This is a genomic window from Paraburkholderia guartelaensis (assembly GCF_004353905.1).
Lineage (GTDB): Bacteria > Pseudomonadota > Gammaproteobacteria > Burkholderiales > Burkholderiaceae > Paraburkholderia > Paraburkholderia guartelaensis.
Genome location: NZ_SMOD01000003.1, coordinates 280,547 through 296,058, shown reverse-complemented (window position 1 = coordinate 296,058; position 15,512 = coordinate 280,547). Strand labels below are relative to the sequence as shown.

15 protein-coding genes are annotated in these 15,512 nt (G+C 65.1%); 7 read left to right on the top strand and 8 right to left on the bottom strand.

Annotation, left to right across the window (positions count from 1 at the left end; translation table 11 throughout):
* Positions 1-118: 118 nt before the first annotated feature.
* Complete coding sequence (locus tag E1N52_RS05795) at positions 119-1,909, top strand: nitrite/sulfite reductase (RefSeq protein WP_133181016.1); 1,791 nt, start codon at positions 119-121, stop codon at positions 1,907-1,909.
* Complete coding sequence (locus E1N52_RS05790) at positions 1,906-2,310, top strand: DUF934 domain-containing protein (protein ID WP_133181014.1); 405 nt, start codon at positions 1,906-1,908, stop codon at positions 2,308-2,310. The genes E1N52_RS05795 and E1N52_RS05790 overlap by 4 nt, the downstream gene beginning before the upstream one ends.
* A 4-nt stretch (positions 2,311-2,314) precedes the next feature.
* Here the strand turns inward: E1N52_RS05790 and E1N52_RS05785 are convergent, their stop codons facing one another.
* On the bottom strand, positions 2,315-3,916 hold the full coding sequence (locus tag E1N52_RS05785; protein WP_133181012.1) for an MFS transporter: 1,602 nt from the start codon (positions 3,914-3,916) through the stop codon (positions 2,315-2,317).
* A 101-nt stretch (positions 3,917-4,017) separates the two neighbouring features.
* On the opposite strand from E1N52_RS05785, the gene E1N52_RS05780 reads away from it, so the two are divergent.
* From E1N52_RS05780 to E1N52_RS05765, 4 genes are all read left to right on the top strand, one after another.
* Entirely contained in the window at positions 4,018-4,914 is an 897-nt protein-coding gene (locus E1N52_RS05780; protein WP_133181011.1) for a LysR family transcriptional regulator, read from the top strand.
* A 193-nt stretch (positions 4,915-5,107) separates the two neighbouring features.
* A complete protein-coding gene (locus tag E1N52_RS05775) occupies positions 5,108-5,575 on the top strand; it encodes a CBS domain-containing protein (protein ID WP_133181009.1) in 468 nt (155 codons plus the stop codon).
* Between the two features lie 449 nt (positions 5,576-6,024).
* Complete coding sequence (locus E1N52_RS05770; RefSeq protein WP_133181007.1) at positions 6,025-6,249, top strand: hypothetical protein; 225 nt, start codon at positions 6,025-6,027, stop codon at positions 6,247-6,249.
* Between the two features lie 120 nt (positions 6,250-6,369).
* Positions 6,370-6,783 carry a hypothetical protein gene (locus E1N52_RS05765; RefSeq protein WP_133181005.1) on the top strand — a complete coding sequence of 138 codons (414 nt, stop codon included), beginning with the start codon at positions 6,370-6,372 and terminating at the stop codon, positions 6,781-6,783.
* A gap of 11 nt (positions 6,784-6,794) precedes the next feature.
* Here the strand turns inward: E1N52_RS05765 and E1N52_RS05760 are convergent, their stop codons facing one another.
* The 6 genes from E1N52_RS05760 to E1N52_RS05735 all read right to left on the bottom strand — a co-directional run bounded on the left by E1N52_RS05760 (position 6,795) and on the right by E1N52_RS05735 (position 12,954).
* Positions 6,795-7,913: a malate/lactate/ureidoglycolate dehydrogenase gene (locus E1N52_RS05760; RefSeq protein WP_133181003.1), complete on the bottom strand. Its 1,119-nt coding sequence runs from the start codon at positions 7,911-7,913 to the stop codon at positions 6,795-6,797.
* Positions 7,914-7,957: 44 nt separating this feature from the next.
* Positions 7,958-9,232, bottom strand: a complete 1,275-nt coding sequence (locus E1N52_RS05755) for an MFS transporter (protein WP_133181002.1) — start codon at positions 9,230-9,232, stop codon at positions 7,958-7,960.
* 71 nt (positions 9,233-9,303) lie between these two features.
* The gene (locus tag E1N52_RS05750; protein WP_133181000.1) at positions 9,304-10,851 is read right to left on the bottom strand and encodes a UxaA family hydrolase; all 1,548 of its coding nucleotides are present in this window, start codon (positions 10,849-10,851) and stop codon (positions 9,304-9,306) included.
* On the bottom strand, positions 10,848-11,768 hold the full coding sequence (locus tag E1N52_RS05745) for an SMP-30/gluconolactonase/LRE family protein (RefSeq protein WP_133180998.1): 921 nt from the start codon (positions 11,766-11,768) through the stop codon (positions 10,848-10,850). Before E1N52_RS05745 ends, E1N52_RS05750 begins: the two co-directional genes overlap by 4 nt.
* Before the next feature lie 163 nt (positions 11,769-11,931).
* Positions 11,932-12,285 carry a cupin domain-containing protein gene (locus E1N52_RS05740; protein ID WP_133180996.1) on the bottom strand — a complete coding sequence of 118 codons (354 nt, stop codon included), beginning with the start codon at positions 12,283-12,285 and terminating at the stop codon, positions 11,932-11,934.
* 30 nt (positions 12,286-12,315) lie between these two features.
* Entirely contained in the window at positions 12,316-12,954 is a 639-nt protein-coding gene (locus E1N52_RS05735; protein WP_133180994.1) for an FMN-binding negative transcriptional regulator, read from the bottom strand.
* Between the two features lie 122 nt (positions 12,955-13,076).
* Between E1N52_RS05735 and pdxR the strand changes: the two genes are divergently transcribed.
* Positions 13,077-14,564 (top strand): MocR-like pyridoxine biosynthesis transcription factor PdxR, encoded by a 1,488-nt coding sequence (gene pdxR, locus E1N52_RS05730; protein WP_133180992.1) that lies wholly within the window; start codon positions 13,077-13,079, stop codon positions 14,562-14,564.
* Positions 14,565-14,571: 7 nt separating this feature from the next.
* Here pdxR and E1N52_RS05725 read toward each other — a convergent pair whose 3' ends face one another.
* Positions 14,572-15,510, bottom strand: a complete 939-nt coding sequence (locus tag E1N52_RS05725) for a LysR family transcriptional regulator (protein ID WP_133180990.1) — start codon at positions 15,508-15,510, stop codon at positions 14,572-14,574.
* Positions 15,511-15,512 lie beyond the last annotated feature (2 nt).

Sequence of the window (15,512 nt, the reverse complement as noted above, 5' to 3'; positions counted from 1 at the left end):
GAACCCGCACGCTACTGCTGCGCTCATTTCTGCGGCATCTGCTTCTTGAGACACCGATGCGGACGCGATAAGGTCGGCGCTTCCCTGTCCGCCGTTGCACGGCATTTCCGCAGTCACCATGTATCGCTACAACGAATTCGACAAGGCCTTCGTGGCGAGCCGCGCGGCGCAGTTCCGCGATCAGATCGAGCGCTGGCAGCAAGGCACACTGAGCGAGGACGCGTTTCGCCCCCTGCGTCTGCAAAACGGCTGGTATGTGCAGCGGCACGCGCCCATGCTGCGCGTGGCTGTCCCATACGGCGAACTGTCGAGCGAACAGCTTCGCGTGCTCGCTCGCGTGGCCCGCGAGTACGACGAGCCCGAAGCCGAGGTCTACCGCCGCGCGCTCGACGCGCAGCGCAAGCTCGGCACGAGGCGCCTGCCCACGCACCACGCCCACTTCACGACACGCACCAACGTTCAGTTCAACTGGATACCGCTTTCGAAGGCGGCGGACGTGATGGACCTGCTTGCGACGGTCGACATGCACGGCATCCAGACGAGCGGCAACTGCATCCGCAATATCTCTTGCGACGAGCGCGCGGGCGTCGCGCCCGACGAGATCGCAGACCCGCGCCCGTTCGCCGAAATCATGCGCCAGTGGACCACGCTGCACCCGGAGTTCGCCTTCCTGCCGCGCAAGTTCAAGATTGCGATCACCGGCGCGACCGAAGACCGTGCGGCGACGGACTGGCATGACGTCGGCCTGCGCCTCGTGCGCGACGAACAGGGTGAGCTGGGGTTTCGCGTGACCGTGGGCGGCGGCATGGGTCGGACGCCGATGATCGGCACGCTGATGCGAGAGTTCCTGCCGTGGCGGCACATCATGAACTACATCGAGGCCGTTGTGCGTGTGTACAACCAGTACGGCCGCCGCGACAACAAGTACAAGGCGCGCATCAAGATCCTCGTGAAGGCCGAGGGCCAGCGCTTCGTCGACGAAGTCGAGGAAGAGTTCCGGCAGATCGTCGACATCGACGGCGGCCCGCACACAATAGAGCAGGCCGAGTTCGAGCGGGTAAGCCGTTGCTTTATCGAACCACCGAAGCTCGACACGGCACGCACCGCCGATACGCATGCCGGCGCCATGCTCGAGGCCGCGGCCGCGAGCACGCCGCCACTCCGGCGCTGGCTCGAACGCAACGTCGCCGCGCACAGGGACCCGTCTCTGCGCATCGTCACGCTCTCGTTCAAGCGCGTGCTGCAGGCACCCGGCGATGCCTCCGCCGATCAGCTCGAACGCGTGGCGGATCTCGTCGATCGCTTCTCCGCGGGCGAGGCGCGTGTCACGCACACGCAGAACATCGTGTTGCCGTGGGTTCACGCCGACGATCTGCTCGCCCTGTGGCAGGCAGCATCCGCGACTGGCCTCGCAAGCGCGAACGTGCACCTGCTCACCGACATGATCGCCTGCCCCGGAGGCGATTTTTGCGCACTCGCCAACGCGCGGTCGCTGCCGGTCGCGCAAAGCATCATGGAGCGCTACCAGGACCTCGACGAACTGAACGATATCGGCGAGATCGACCTGCATATCAGCGGCTGCATCAACTCGTGCGGCCACCACCATAGCGGGCATATCGGCATACTCGGTGTCGACAAGGACGGCGCGGAGTGGTACCAGGTCACGCTCGGCGGCTCGGACGGGTCGGTGCGTAGCGGCGATGCGCGACCCGGCAAGGTGATCGGTCCGTCTTTCTCGGCACAGGAAGTGCCCGAGGTCATCGACGCCTTGATCGGTGCTTACGTCGCGCTGCGCGAACCGCGCGGCGCATGCAACGAGACGTTCATCGAAACGGTGCGCCGCGTCGGGCTCGAACCGTTCAAGGCCGCCGCCGATATGGTTCGAGCCACGACGGAGGGCATGGCATGAAAACCGCCTCACGCATACGTCTTCTGGACGCTCAGGATCATGCCGGCGATGTTTCGGCGTCCGCCTTGATCCTCCCGAACGATGCCGATCCGCTTGCCTACGCCATCGAAATTGCGGCTGCGTCGCGCGTGGAACTTCAATTCCCGTCGTTCACCGATGGGCGCGCCTATAGCCAGGCCTACCTGATCAGGCGACGGCTCGGCTTCGCAGGCGACCTGCGCGCGACGGGCGAGGTGCTCGTCGATCAGTTGCTCCAGATGGAGCGCATGGGATTTTCGAGCGCCGTGTTAGGCGCTGACATCTCCATGACGGACGCGCTTCGCCAGCTCGAACGCTTCCCCGCGTTTTATCAGGGTGATGCCCTGCGCGAGGCGCCGTGGCGCGGGAACGCGTTGGACTGACCGCCTAAGGTCGTACGGCGTTCGAGCGCGCGGACGCCCTGTTGCGTCCCGCGAGCAGCCAGATCAGCGCGGCGACCGCCAGCGCGAGGCAACCGGCGACGCCAAGCGCCGCGGCGAACCCTGTAGCGAAGCCGGCCGGCGCAATCGATGCCATCTCCAGACGGATATCGGGGGCGACACGCGCAAGCGCGTGGCCGAGATCGCCCGCGAGCAGATTCGACATGAACTGCGGGTCGACACATGCGCCAGCCGACCCGTGACATGCAATGGCAGCATCGATCGCGGCGCGCGTGCGCGTGGCGAGCACAGCGCCCAGCACGCCGACCGACGTGACGATTGCCGTGAAGCGCGTGGTCGTGCTGATGCCCGACGCCATGCCGGTGCGATGCGAGGGCACGCACGCCATGATGGCTTTCTGCGTGTCGCCGTTCAGCACGCCCGCCCCGAGGCCCGTCACGATCATGCCGAGCGCGACCCAGCCGTACTCGCCTGAAGGCGCGAGAGCGGCGGTCAGCAGATTGCCGGCGCCGACGAGACAGAGTCCAACGGAGAGCGTCGACGTGGCGCCGTCGAGGCGCCGCCCGATGCGTGCGCCCAGATACGGACCAACGATCATCGAGAGCGCGAAGGGGAGCATCCCGACGCCAGCGCGTACAGGCGACCATTCGAACGCGTTTTGCAGATAGAGCGGCAGAAACGTCATCATCACCTGCGCACAGGCGGCGTAGCCAAACATGCCAAGCACCGCGGCGACAAACCGAGCCTGCGAGAACAGCGACAAATCGATGACCGCATGCGCGAGCCGCTTTTCGACCGCGATGAAGCACCCGATCAACAGCACGCATGCGGCAAAGCGCGAGCCGGTGGCGACGCTGTACCAGCCGTTGTCCTGCGCGCCGATCAAGGCCCAGATTCCACTCGCGAGCCCAATGCCGAACAGCAGGCTTCCCGCAAAATCGACGCGTTGTGCGTGCGGATTGCGGGACTCCGTTACCGCACGCTGCGCGCAGAAGACCAGGACCGCGCACACGGGCAGATTGAGCAGGAAAATCCACCGCCAGCCGACCCATTGCGTGATCACGCCGCCGACGAGCGGTGCCACGGTGGTCGAGATGCCCATCGTCATGCCCCAGATCGCCCATGCCCGGGCGCGCTCGCGCGGGCCGGGGAACGCGTTGGCGATCACTGCGAGCGCCGCCGTCAACAGCATCGCAGCGCCCACGCCCTTCACCGCGCGGAAGATATTCAACGACGTCACGCTCGGCGCCAGCCCACAGCCAAGCGATGCAAGCGCGAAGACCAGCAAGCCGAGCACCAGCATCTTCTTGCGCCCGTAGCGGTCCGCGAGTCCGCCCATTGGCAGCAGACACGATGCGAACGTCACCATGTACGCGCTCACGACCCATTCGACGTCGGCGAATCCCGCGTGGAACGAACGCGCGATCGACGGCAGCGAGACCGCGACGATGTTCGTGTCCAGCGAGATCAGCGCGCAGGTCGCAGACGCCGTGGCAAGCAGGAAGCCCGCAGAGCGCGGCTCGATACCGAGTCCCGGAACTTCGACAACCGCTTCCCCAACCGCTTCGATACTCCGTTCGTTTCCCATGCGCGCTCCTCAAGCGAATATTGCAGGCGTGATGCTAGCGCGCGCTGTGTTGTCAATCGATAGCAGATAAAATCACATTTATTCATTCGTGGATGAATACTATGACACTGGAACTCCGTCACTTGCGCTGCATTCTCGCGGTCGCCCGGCATCTGCATTTCGCACGCGCGGCCGAAGAGTTGGGAATTGCGCCGCCTTCGCTCACCAAACAGATTCAGGACGCCGAGCGCCTGCTTCAGTTCCGGTTGTTCCACCGCACCCGCCGTTCCGTGTCGCTGACCACGGCAGGGGAGGCTTATATTCCGCGTGCCACCGCCGCGCTTGCCCAGCTCGACGAGGCGCACGAGCACGGGCTGCTGGCCGAGCGCGGACAGCTGGGGCGCATCCAGATCGGCTACGTCGCCTCGGCGGTATTTGCAGGCATCATGCGCCGGACCTTGACGCAGTTTCGCGACCTGCGTCCCCGGATCGACGTGGAGCTTTCGGAAATTCCAATGGACGATATCCCGGCGCGACTCGTCGGCCGGCAACTCGATGTTGCCTACGTCAGACCCCCGATGCCCTGGCCCGAAGAGTTGCAAGCCAGCCGCGTGTATCAGGACGAATTCGTCGTCGCACTGCCGGAAGACTCCCCGCTGGCTGCACAGAAAACCATTGCGCCGCAGCAGTTGCGCAACGCACGGTTCGCGGTGCCCGAGCAGGAATTCGGCACGCTTGAAGTCGCTCGGCGCGGACGCTTTTCGCCTCAGATCGAGTTGCGGCCGGGCCCGCTGGTCGCAGTCGTCGCGAGCGTATCGCTCGGTCATACGGTGGCAATCGTTCCCGGCTCGCTATGCACGTGCGTCACGCTGCCGGGCGTCGTCTACCGGCCACTGGACGGCAAGCCCATTCCTTCGGAAATCGCCCTGCTTTACCGCCGGCACGAGCGCTCCCGTGCAGTGCGCGCATTCCTGCAATACGCACGCACTGAAGCCGCGCGCACAGAGATCGGTCAATGACCGTCGAGCCCGCTCTGCAACGCGGGGAATAACGCGGGTGCAACTGCCAACGACCTGGCCTTGTAAGGCAAACGACCTACACTGCAATTCAGCACAACCGAATAGATCGGCCAGGCGTTGCGGACTGATCTTGTGCCGTTTGCCTTGATCATGCGGAGTCCGTGCGTGCTGTCCGTTCTGCCTGGAGGTGGCCATGAAAAAGGAGAGGAAGACCGCACGGCAGATTCTGTCCGTGATCTCCCGCGAGGTTGTTTCGGTCAGCCCCGATGACACGGTGCTTGCGGCGCTGCATTTAATGGCGGAAAAGGATGTGACGACCGTACTGGTGCTGCAAGGCAGCACGCTTGCCGGCATCCTGTCCCAGCGCGACTACGCACGCAAGGTCGAAGTGCTCGGCCGCGACGCCGCCAGCACGAGGGTTGGCGAGATCATGACCACCGAGGTGTTTTACGTGACACCCGAGCACACTTGCGATCAGTGCCTCGCGTCGATGCATACCAGGCGGATCCGGCACCTGCCGGTCATCGAGTCCGGGCGCGTCATCGGCGTGCTTTCCAGCAGCGACCTCCTGGAAGAACTTTTTCAGGAGGACGAGCATTTCATCACGCTCCTCGAGCATGACATGCTCTATCTGACGATCGATACGGGCGGCGCCTATTAGGCACTCCAGCACTCGCACCCAGGTCACGCGAGGTCTAGCTGAGAGCACGAAAACAGGCGCGACGGCTCCATTGCAGGGCATCCTTTCCGCGAGCGCGGCAAAGTCATTCCGGGGCGCGATGCCGTGCGCCTGAACCGCAGCGGCGACGGCCAGCAACGGGGACTGATCCATCCCATCAACCCACATTTGTGACGGTTTCCAGCCAGTGAGCCGCGCACACTTGCTTATATCATGCTGTGATATATTATTTATGGGAGCCTTCCGGTGACCGGAACTCCGGTGGATGACAGTCTACGCAGAATACAGACACGATTCGCGTGGGCGGCGGCGCATACCCCTGAGGGAACAGCACCTATCCGACCGGCGCAATCCGGGCATCGTGAAGGCCTTGGCGGGTCACGTGAGGGGATGGGACCGCGATCTCTGACGACAGTGCGACGCGATCGCACATGATCATCGCCGAACACCTATCCGGTTATCCGGTTTCAAAAGCCAGGAGCAATACGATGTTTGCCACACCGATGTTTCTCGTCGCCCTTTTCGCTTTGATTGTGGCCATGCACCGTGGCGTAACCCGCAGGGCAGACGCGAGCCTTCGCGCGCAATTCGAGGCGGAAGGCTCAGGCGGCGCAGTGTCGCGCCAGATGATGCGAGTTGCGGGATTCAGCGTCTGAGCCTTCCGTAGCCCTGGAAGATGGGTCGAGCGTCCGGGCAACTCACGCGAAAGGGAGAAAACGCGGGCTACGCGAAAGCGTTAAAATCGCCGCTTCCACTTTTGCGGCAAAAGATTACTCATGAAGTGCCTCACCCTCGCGCCGGTCCTCGCTGGCTTCGTTGCCATCGCGCTGGCCGCCGCTCCCGCCCTTGCCCAGACGTCGTCGGGCGATTCGAATTCGAAGCGCGACTGCGCGATCGGTTATGTCACGGGCGTTGCAGGCTCGGCGCAAAGCGTGCGCGACTATCTGGCCACGCCGGACCGAGACCGCATCCGCTACCTCAAGGACAACGACATTCAATGCAAGATCGCCGACGACGACAGCCACGCCTCCGGCTGCACCGGCGTCACGCTATTGAAGAACGAAAAGGTCAGCGTGTACGACGATAGCGACCCTGCCACCACCGCTATCGTCGTGCGCGTCGAACTCGATCGCGGCACCTACCCGGTGATCATCGTCGCGCCCAAGAACGAGGTGAAGTGCGACAACTGAGTGGCACGTGGCTAACGTGAGCTGCGCTCGCACGCCTGGATTTCCGCCTCAGTCACGCCCGCCATGCGCGCGGCATCGACGATCTGCGACCAGCTCGTCGCATCCACGGGAATGCCCTGCGCCTCGCGCGCACGCCGCGTCGCGTCCTCGCGCTCGCCGGGCAGCAGAATCTCGTCGACACCCGCCGCGCGCCGCGTGGCCTTCAGCCATTCGACGAAAGCGAGCGCTTCGTGCTCGCGCGAGGGCGCGTCGAACGCCGCCGGATCGACGATCACCGAGGTCATGCAATTGACGATCGCGTGCGTGGAAACGATGGTTTCCTCGCGCGTCGTGAAGCCGCCCGAGAGCGCGCCCGCCAGAATCTCGCACATCGCGGCGAGCCCCGAACCCTTGTGGCCCGCCACCGCGCCGCCGAATGCGCGCAGCGCGCCGTGCTGCGTGTCGCTGAACAGCGCGCCCGGATCGCGCGTGGGGCGACCGTCACTGTCGATCAGCGCATCGGCAGGCACATCCACGCCTTTGTTGTAGGCCACGCGCACTTTGCCCGCGGCGATCGCGCTCGTGGCGAAGTCGAGCACCAGCGGCGAGCGCCCCTCGAGCGGAAACGCGGCGCAAAACGGATTGGTGCCGAAGCGCCTGTCGATGCCGCCGAACGGCGCGACGAGCGGATCGCCCGCGACGTTGACGAAATGGAACGACACGAGCCCCTGCCGCGCGCATTGCTCCGCCCAGTGCCCGATACGTCCAATGTGATGGGCATTGCGCAGGCCGAGCGCACACACGCCGAGCGACTTCGCGCGCTCGATGCCGTGCTCCATCGCCTCGAACGCCGTGACTTGCCCGAAGCCGCGCCCGGCTTCGATCGTGAGTACCGCACCCGCGTCGCGCGCGACCTGCGCGTGCGTGTTCAGTTTGAGCTCGCCTTCGCGGCACGACAGCATATAGCGCGGAATCATTCCCACGCCGTGCGAGTCGTGCCCGGCGAGATTCGCTTCGACGAGGTGATCGGCAACCAGCGTCGCCTCGCGCGCCTCGCTGCCGGCCGCGCGCCAGATGGCGACGACGAAGGCGTGCAGCGCGCGAGCCTCGATAACGACTTCTGAACCTTTCCCAGCAGTGGCATTCGACATGTACGTGACCCTGTGTGTGGCAGCGTAGTAATAGGCGGCGACGCTTACGTGCGCGGCGCGTAAGCCGGTTCGTCGACGCCGCTGGCCTCGGGCGCCTCAAGCGGCTCGACGCGTCCGACAATCAAAAGATAGCTCACGGCGCCGAGCACGCAAAACCCGCCGGCGACCACGAGCGGAATCGTGAACGAGCCGCGCGTGAGCTGCAGCATCACGCCGGTAAACGTCGTCAGCGCGATGCCTGCGAGATTCGACGCGAAGTTCTGAATGCCCGCCAGCGAAGCGACGTGCCTCGGCGTGGGCGCGACATCGGCGGGCAGCGACCAGATGCTGGCCGCCGCAGCCGCGAGGCTCCCATAAGCAACCGCAAAGAGCGCGAGCATTACATAGACATCCTGAACAACGCCGGTCAGCGTGATCACAGACGAAAGCAGCATGCCGCCGACAATGCAGGTCTTGCGTGCAGCAGTCAGGCTCCAGCCGCGCTTCACGAGCGCATCGGAAAGCCAGCCGCCCAGCCAGCCGCCGGGTATCGACGCAATGGCGGGCAAGGTGCCGAGCGTGCCGAGCGACTTGAGCGAGAAACCGCGCGCCTCCACGAGATAGCTCGGGAACCACGTAATGAAGAAGTAGATGACGAAGTTCAGGCAGAAGAAGCCGAGCATCATGCCCCACACGGTGCGGTAGCGGAACAACCCGCTCCAGCGTATCGAGGCGGCGGCCGGTGCGGGGGCGCGCGGCTGATCGAGTGCCGCCCGCGCCTCGGGTTCCCGGTACATCACGATCCAGCCCAGGATCCACACGAGCCCGAGCGCACCGGTAATCACAAACGACGCCTTCCAGCCCCACGCGGCCATGATGGCGGCCACGAGCGGCAGCGAGAGTGCGGAACCCACGCGCGAGCCGCTGTCGAAGATGCTCGTGGCGAGCGCGCGTTCATCGCGCGAGAACCACTGGCTCACGAGCTTCGCGCACGACGGATACGCCCCTGCCTCGCCCACGCCGAGCATGAGCCGGCAACCGAACATCGCCGCGAAGCCGCCCGCTACCGCGGTGGCCGCGGTGAATACCGACCACCAGCCCACGGCGAACGGCAACGCGATGCGCGCGCCGGCCCGGTCGACGAACCAGCCAAACGGCAGTTGCATCACGGCGTAAGTCCAGAAGAAGCCGCTGAGCAGCAGCCCCATGGCGGCAGGACCAATGCCGAGGTCCTTCATGATGTGCGGCGCCGCAACCGCGAGATTGGCGCGATCGATGTAATTGACCGCAATCGCCAGAAAACAGAAGAAAATGACCAGCCAGCGCGATTTTTCCTTCATGGAAAGCACTCCTTCTGAATGTGGCGTCGTCTCCTCCTCGAGTTGCGGCGCCTGTCCGAGTCGCTCCTGCTCTACATGACCGCCCCCAAATGCCAGGGTACGAATTCGTTCTGGCCATAACCGTGCAGCTCGCTCTTCGTGCGCTGCCCGGAGGCCGTCGCGAGCATCAGCTCGAAGATCGCGGCACCGGCCTCGTCCACGCTTTGCTCGCCGTCCAGAATACGGCCGCAGTTCAGGTCGATGTCTTCTTCCTGGCGTCGCCACAGCGCGCTGTTCGTGCCGAGCTTGAGCGACGGCGAAGGCGCGCAGCCATAGGCCGAGCCGCGGCCCGTCGTGAAGCAGATCAGGTTGGCCCCGCCTGCCACCTGTCCAGTAGCGGACACCGGGTCGTAGCCGGGCGTATCCATGAACACGAGCCCCTGCGCGCGCACGGGCTGCGCATACTCGTAGGTTTCGACGAGCCGCGTCGTGCCGCCTTTCGCCACCGCGCCGAGCGATTTTTCGAGAATGGTCGTGAGCCCGCCTGCCTTGTTGCCGGCAGACGGGTTGTTGTTCATGTTGGCTTCCATACGCGCGCAATATGCTTCCCACCAGCGGATGCGCGCCACCAGCTTCTCGCCCACTTCGCGCGACACCGCGCGCCGGGTGAGCAGATGCTCGGCGCCGTAGATTTCGGGCGTTTCGGAGAGGATCGCCGTGCCGCCGTGCGTGACGAGCCTGTCCACGGCTGCGCCTAGCGCCGGGTTCGCGGAAATGCCGGAGTAGCCGTCCGAGCCGCCGCACTGCAAGCCCACCATGAGATGACGCGCATCGACAGGCTCGCGCGTCACGCGGTTCGCATCGGCCAGAAGCGCACGCACCTGTTCGATGCCCGCTGCCACCGTGCGCGCGGTGCCGCCCGTCTGCTGGATCGTCATGGTCGAGAGGCGCGTGCCGCGCTCGAGCTGTTCGGCTTCCACGAGACCGTCGATCTGATTCGTCTCGCAGCCGAGTCCGACGATCAGCACGGCATAGAAGTTGGCGTGCCGCGCATAACCCGCGAGCGTGCGGCGCAACACCGTGATCGGCTCGCCCTCGGCCGCGAGCGCGCAGCCTTCGCCGTGCGTGAGCGCCACGACGCCATCCACGTTGGGGAACGCTTCCAGCGCTTCGGGGTGGATGTCGCGGCGAAAGTGATCGGCAATCGCGCGTGCGACCGTGGCCGAGCAGTTCACAGACGTCAGGATGCCTATGTAGTTGCGCGTCGCGACGCGGCCATCCGCGCGCCGAATGCCGAGAAACGTGGCCGGTTGCGCGGCGGCGGGCGTGTCGTGCGCGTCCACGCCGAATGCGTAGTCGCGCTCGAAATCGCCCATCGAGAGATTCTGCGTATGCACGTGTTCGCCGCAACGGATGGGCCGGCTCGCAAAGCCGATGATCTGCCCGTAACGGCGCACCGGTTCGCCCGGCTCGATATCGCGCAACGCGACCTTGTGGCCAGGCGGAATCATGCCCGCGACCGTTTGGTCGCCATAGAGTGCCGAGCCAGGCATCAACTGCCCGCGCGCGATGGCAACGTCATCGCGCCGGTCGAGGAGAATGAGCGCGGACGAAAGCGAGGCGGGGTCGAGAAGTGTCATAGCCGGTCTCCGTGGGCAGCGCCACGCACGCCAACATAAAGCGAGTAGAGCGACGTGCTGGCTGCAATGAAAAGGCGATTGCGATTCGGGCCGCCGAACACGAGATTCGCGACCGTCTCCGGCACGAGAATCTTGCCGAGCAGCGTGCCATCGGGCCCATAGCAGTGGATACCGTCGCCCGCACTCGTCCAGACGTTGCCGTGCTCGTCCACGCGCATGCCGTCGGGTACGCCCGGCGAAACGTCCGCAAATAACCGGCTGTTGTGCAATCCGCCTTGCGCGTCCACGTCGAATACGCGGATGTGATGCGGGCCGTTCTCGATATGCGACGCGCCCGAGTCGGCCACATAGAGCCGCAGTTCATCCGGCGAGAAGGCGAGCCCGTTGGGCTTCATGAAGTCGTCGGCCACGCGCTGCACCACGCCCGTATCGGGCGCCACGCGATACACATGGCATGCGCCGATCTCGCTCGGCGCGCGATAGCCCTCGTAGTCGCCGAGAATGCCGTAGTCGGGGTCGGTGAACCAGATCGAGCCGTCCGAATGCACGATCACGTCGTTGGGCGAATTCAGCCGATGCCCTTCGTAGCGGTCGGCAACGACGGTGATGCGCCCGTCGTGCTCCGTGCGCGTGACGCGGCGCGTGCCGTGCTCGCAGGTCACGAGCCGGCATTCGCGGTCAAGCGTGTTGCCGTTGCTGAAATTCGAGTTCGCGCGAAACACGCCCGTGCCGATGCCGGGCACCCAGCGCATCATCCGGTTGTTGGGAATGTCGCTCCAGACAAGAAAGTCTCCGGCGGGAAACCACACCGGTCCTTCCGCCCACATGCAGCCGCCCGCGAGCTTCTCGAACTGCGCGTTGGGCTGCAGCAGCATGCGAAAGCGCGCATCGTGGATTTCGTATTCGTGGGGATTCATCGTTCCGGCCTCGTACCGTCAGGGTCAGGTCACGGCGACGCGCGTGACCGATCGCTCACTGCCGCGCCGGTTTATTAAATACTAGTTGAATAGGCCTGTGAAGATTTTCTTCAAACGCCTGGAATGTGGTTTACCCGTGTTTACCCGCGAGCTTGCGTGGCAATCAGGTTTTGTCGAACACCTGGTCCAGTTCGTAGACGAGCAGGAACAGGCAGCCCGTGTCGCTATGAAATCCTGCTTCGACCGTGCCCTGTTCGGCAACGCCCGCGTATCCCGCGGTGAGCCGCCGGCCGTTTTGCACGGCCTCGCCTTCGAGCACATAGATGAACTCAGGGCCGGTATGGCGGTGGGCCGGAAACGTTGCGCCTGCAGCAAAACGGACCAGTTGCATCGCGCGGCCGTTCGCCTTGCCGAAGTTCTTGACCTCAACGCCGTGCGCGAAGCGGGAGGGCACCCATGGCATGCTCGCTGAATCGATGCATGAAAAGCCGGGCGCGAGCGGCGGGTCGTTTGCCATGACGGTGCCCCTTGCGTGCGCGGGTGCGCGCTATTGCGCCTTCTCGTCGGCAGCGGCAAGCATGGCATCGGCAATGCGAGACTCGCCGCTCGATTTGAGCGCTTCGCCCGCGCCGCGAATATCGCGCTCTTCCTTGTTCTGGCTGAGCTTGCTCTTGCCGACCAGACGCGTGATCTCGATCTCCAGGCCGACTATCGCCTTGACGAGCGTATCCGTGTAGTCCTTCGGCGCGTCGGCCATCTTCCAGGGCTTGGGCTGCGTGGCTTCGTGCGTGCGCGTCAGGCGGCCAACCACGCCGCGTACGTAGCGCTCGTCGTCGAGAATCTTGATGCGCCCGTGAGCATGGACCACGACGTAGTTCCAGGTCGGCACCTGCTTGTGCGCCTCGTGCTTGCTCGGATACCAGTTCGGCGAAATATACGCGTCGCCCGCGCGGAAGATCACGAGCACTTCGTCGCCGTTCGCCACGTCCTGCCAAACCGGGTTGGCCCGCGCGACGTGCGCGCGCAAAACGCCCAATTCGCCTTCGGCCGCCGCGAGTTCAAAGGGAATGTGATTGGCGTCGAGCCCGCTTTTTCCCTGCGTGACCAACGTGCCGAACGGATGTTGGGCGATGCAGTCGTGCAGGACGTCTTTGCGGTTTTCGGCGAAATGGGCTGGTACGTACATGCGTTTGTCCCTGCTCGTAAGGTGATGGGTGAGCGCGGCAGAAGCCGCCACAAACCCGAGTCTGCCGCAAAAGTGGTTTATTCTATAGATCCAGTTTATTCATATCCCAGTGAACCAGAATCATGCCAAGAACCGCGCAGGCCGCCGAGATGCCATCGTTCGGCACGCTGGACCGGGAGGCCGGCAATCTCAGCCGCCAGGTGGCCGAGGCGCTGCGCGAAGCGGTGCGCAAAGGCGATCTGCGGCCCGCCGATGCGCTGCCTTCCACGCGTGCGCTCGCCGCTTCGCTCCAGGTGGCGCGCGGTACGGTGGTCGAGGCCTACGAACAGCTGATAGCCGAAGGCTTTCTTGAATCGAAAGCCGGGGCTGGTACCCGCGTGGCGCTCGCACTGGCGGAGCCGCCGCCCGCGCGCGAACCCCGCGTGACTTCATCGCAGGCAGCGCAAGCCGGACTGCCGGAACGCGCCGAGGCATTCGCAAGAATCGGACGCGAGTTCAAGCCACTTCCTCCGGTGCCGTTTGCCATTTCGGTGCCAACGGGTATGACCGCCCCCGACGACATCTGGCGCCGGCTCGGCAACCGTCTGCGCGCGCGGGGCCCCGCCTCGCCGACCGGCTACGCCGACCCGCAGGGCGCCCTGGCGCTGCGCGAAGCGATTGCCGATTATGTGCGCAAGTCCCGCTCGGTGCGCTGCGAAGCGGATCAGGTCATCGTGACGAGCGGCACCCAGCAGGGGCTCTTTCTCGCAAGCGAGGTGCTGCTGGGGCCGCGCGACCAGGCATGGGTCGAGAACCCGGCTTACCGCGGCGTCACCGCCATCCTCGAAAGCCTGCCCCACCGCGACGCCATGGTGCGCGTGCCCGTGGACGCCGAAGGTCTCGACGTCGAGGCCGGCATTCGCCTGGCGCCGAAGGCGCGCGCGGCGTTCGTCACGCCTTCGCATCAGTACCCGCTCGGCATGCCGCTTAGCATGGCGCGGCGCGCGGCGTTGCTCGCGTGGGCGCGCTCGGCGCATGCCTGGGTTGTCGAAGACGACTACGACAGCGAACTGCGCTACGAGGGCTATCCGTTTCCGGCGCTGCAGGGCCTCGCGCCGGATCGCGTGGTGTATCTCGGCACCTTCAGCAAGATCCTGTTTCCCTCGCTGCGGCTGGGCTATGTCGTCGTGCCGCCCAATCTCGTGGATGCGTTCTGCGGCGCGCGCGTGCTCATGGACCGTCATCCGCCGACGGCCGATCAACACGTGCTCGCCGCCTTCATGACCGAGGGGCACCTGGAGCGACACGTCCGCAAGGTGCGCAACGTCTACGCAGAGCAGCGGCTCGGCCTGATCGAAACGCTCGAAGCGCTTTTACCCCGTGAGTTGGCGTGGATCGAGCCCGGCGATCAGGGCATGCATCTCGTGCTCTGGCTCGCCGCCAGGCTGGACGATCGCCAGATCGTGCAGCTCGCAGCGGACGAAGGGATCGCGGTGCGCGCAGCGTCGCCCATGTTCGCCGCGGGTACCGCGCGCCCAGGGCTCATCCTCGGCTTTGGCGGCTTTAGCAGCGCGCAAATGAAAGAGGCCGCGCGTCGCCTCGCTGCTGTGATTGCCGCGGCGGCGAAATGAAGCGAGGCTAAACGATTCGGGCTACTGGATATCGTTGCGACTTGCTCAATTCGACAGCGAGAAAGTCGACGAACGCCCGAATGCGCGTGGAAAGCTGGTGCCGCTGCGCATACACGGCGTAGATGTCCGCACCGGGCGTTTCATACTCGGGCAGCACGACCACGAGCCGCCCGTCAGCCAGATACTCGTTGATGTCCCATTCCGCGCGCATCAAGATGCCGTGCCCGTCCAGCGCCCACTTCACGGCAATCTCGCCGTCGTTGGTCGTGAGGTTGCCATTGATCCGGACGGCTTCCAATTTTCGCGCACTGCCGCGCTCGTGCGAAAGCCGCCACACGCCATACGCTTCGTCGCCCTGGCGAATGCTGATGCAGTTGTGCTTCGCGAGGTCGTGCGGCGTGGCGGGCGTGCCCCGGCTCGCGAGATAGGCGGGCGAAGCGCAAAGCAAACGCCGGTTCGCCGCGAGACGCCGTGCGATCACGCGCGTATCGGGCGGCTCGCCAAAGCGGATGCAGACATCGTATGAATCTTCCGTGAGCGGCGGCGGCATGACGGAAAGCTGAAGCTGCACGGAAACCTGCGGATACTGCGCGACGAAACGCGACAGCGCCGGCCCGATGTGGCTGCGCCCAAAGCCGAGCGTCGCGTTCACGCGCAGCAACCCCTTGGGGTGCTTCTTCGAGCCGCCCAGCAGCTCGCCCAGCTCGTCGATCTCGTCGAGAATGCGGCGCGCGTGCTCCAGGTACACCTCGCCTTCGGGCGTCAGCATCATGCGGCGGGTCGTGCGGTTCACGAGCGGCACGCCGGCGCACTCCTCCATTTGCGCGAGCCGCTTGCTCACGGCAGCGGGCGTAAGGCCCAGCTCACGCGCGGCTGCGCTCAGGCTACCCGAGGAGGCGAGCGTCGAGAAAAAGCCCAGATCGGCGGGTTGAACGGTGTCGGTCACGG

What these genes read in the sequence shown, in the direction of transcription:
- E1N52_RS05750 (WP_133181000.1), bottom strand. Translation starts at nt 10,851, where the DNA reads ATGACACTTCTCGACCCCGCCTCGCTTTCGTCCGCGCTCATTCTCCTC.
- pdxR (WP_133180992.1), top strand. Translation starts at nt 13,077, where the DNA reads ATGCCAAGAACCGCGCAGGCCGCCGAGATGCCATCGTTCGGCACGCTG.
- E1N52_RS05785 (WP_133181012.1), bottom strand. Translation starts at nt 3,916, where the DNA reads ATGGGAAACGAACGGAGTATCGAAGCGGTTGGGGAAGCGGTTGTCGAA.
- E1N52_RS05795 (WP_133181016.1), top strand. Translation starts at nt 119, where the DNA reads ATGTATCGCTACAACGAATTCGACAAGGCCTTCGTGGCGAGCCGCGCG.
- E1N52_RS05755 (WP_133181002.1), bottom strand. Translation starts at nt 9,232, where the DNA reads ATGAAGGAAAAATCGCGCTGGCTGGTCATTTTCTTCTGTTTTCTGGCG.
- E1N52_RS05775 (WP_133181009.1), top strand. Translation starts at nt 5,108, where the DNA reads ATGAAAAAGGAGAGGAAGACCGCACGGCAGATTCTGTCCGTGATCTCC.
- E1N52_RS05760 (WP_133181003.1), bottom strand. Translation starts at nt 7,913, where the DNA reads ATGTCGAATGCCACTGCTGGGAAAGGTTCAGAAGTCGTTATCGAGGCT.
- E1N52_RS05740 (WP_133180996.1), bottom strand. Translation starts at nt 12,285, where the DNA reads ATGGCAAACGACCCGCCGCTCGCGCCCGGCTTTTCATGCATCGATTCA.
- E1N52_RS05745 (WP_133180998.1), bottom strand. Translation starts at nt 11,768, where the DNA reads ATGAATCCCCACGAATACGAAATCCACGATGCGCGCTTTCGCATGCTG.
- E1N52_RS05790 (WP_133181014.1), top strand. Translation starts at nt 1,906, where the DNA reads ATGAAAACCGCCTCACGCATACGTCTTCTGGACGCTCAGGATCATGCC.
- E1N52_RS05770 (WP_133181007.1), top strand. Translation starts at nt 6,025, where the DNA reads ATGATCATCGCCGAACACCTATCCGGTTATCCGGTTTCAAAAGCCAGG.
- E1N52_RS05765 (WP_133181005.1), top strand. Translation starts at nt 6,370, where the DNA reads ATGAAGTGCCTCACCCTCGCGCCGGTCCTCGCTGGCTTCGTTGCCATC.
- E1N52_RS05780 (WP_133181011.1), top strand. Translation starts at nt 4,018, where the DNA reads ATGACACTGGAACTCCGTCACTTGCGCTGCATTCTCGCGGTCGCCCGG.
- E1N52_RS05735 (WP_133180994.1), bottom strand. Translation starts at nt 12,954, where the DNA reads ATGTACGTACCAGCCCATTTCGCCGAAAACCGCAAAGACGTCCTGCAC.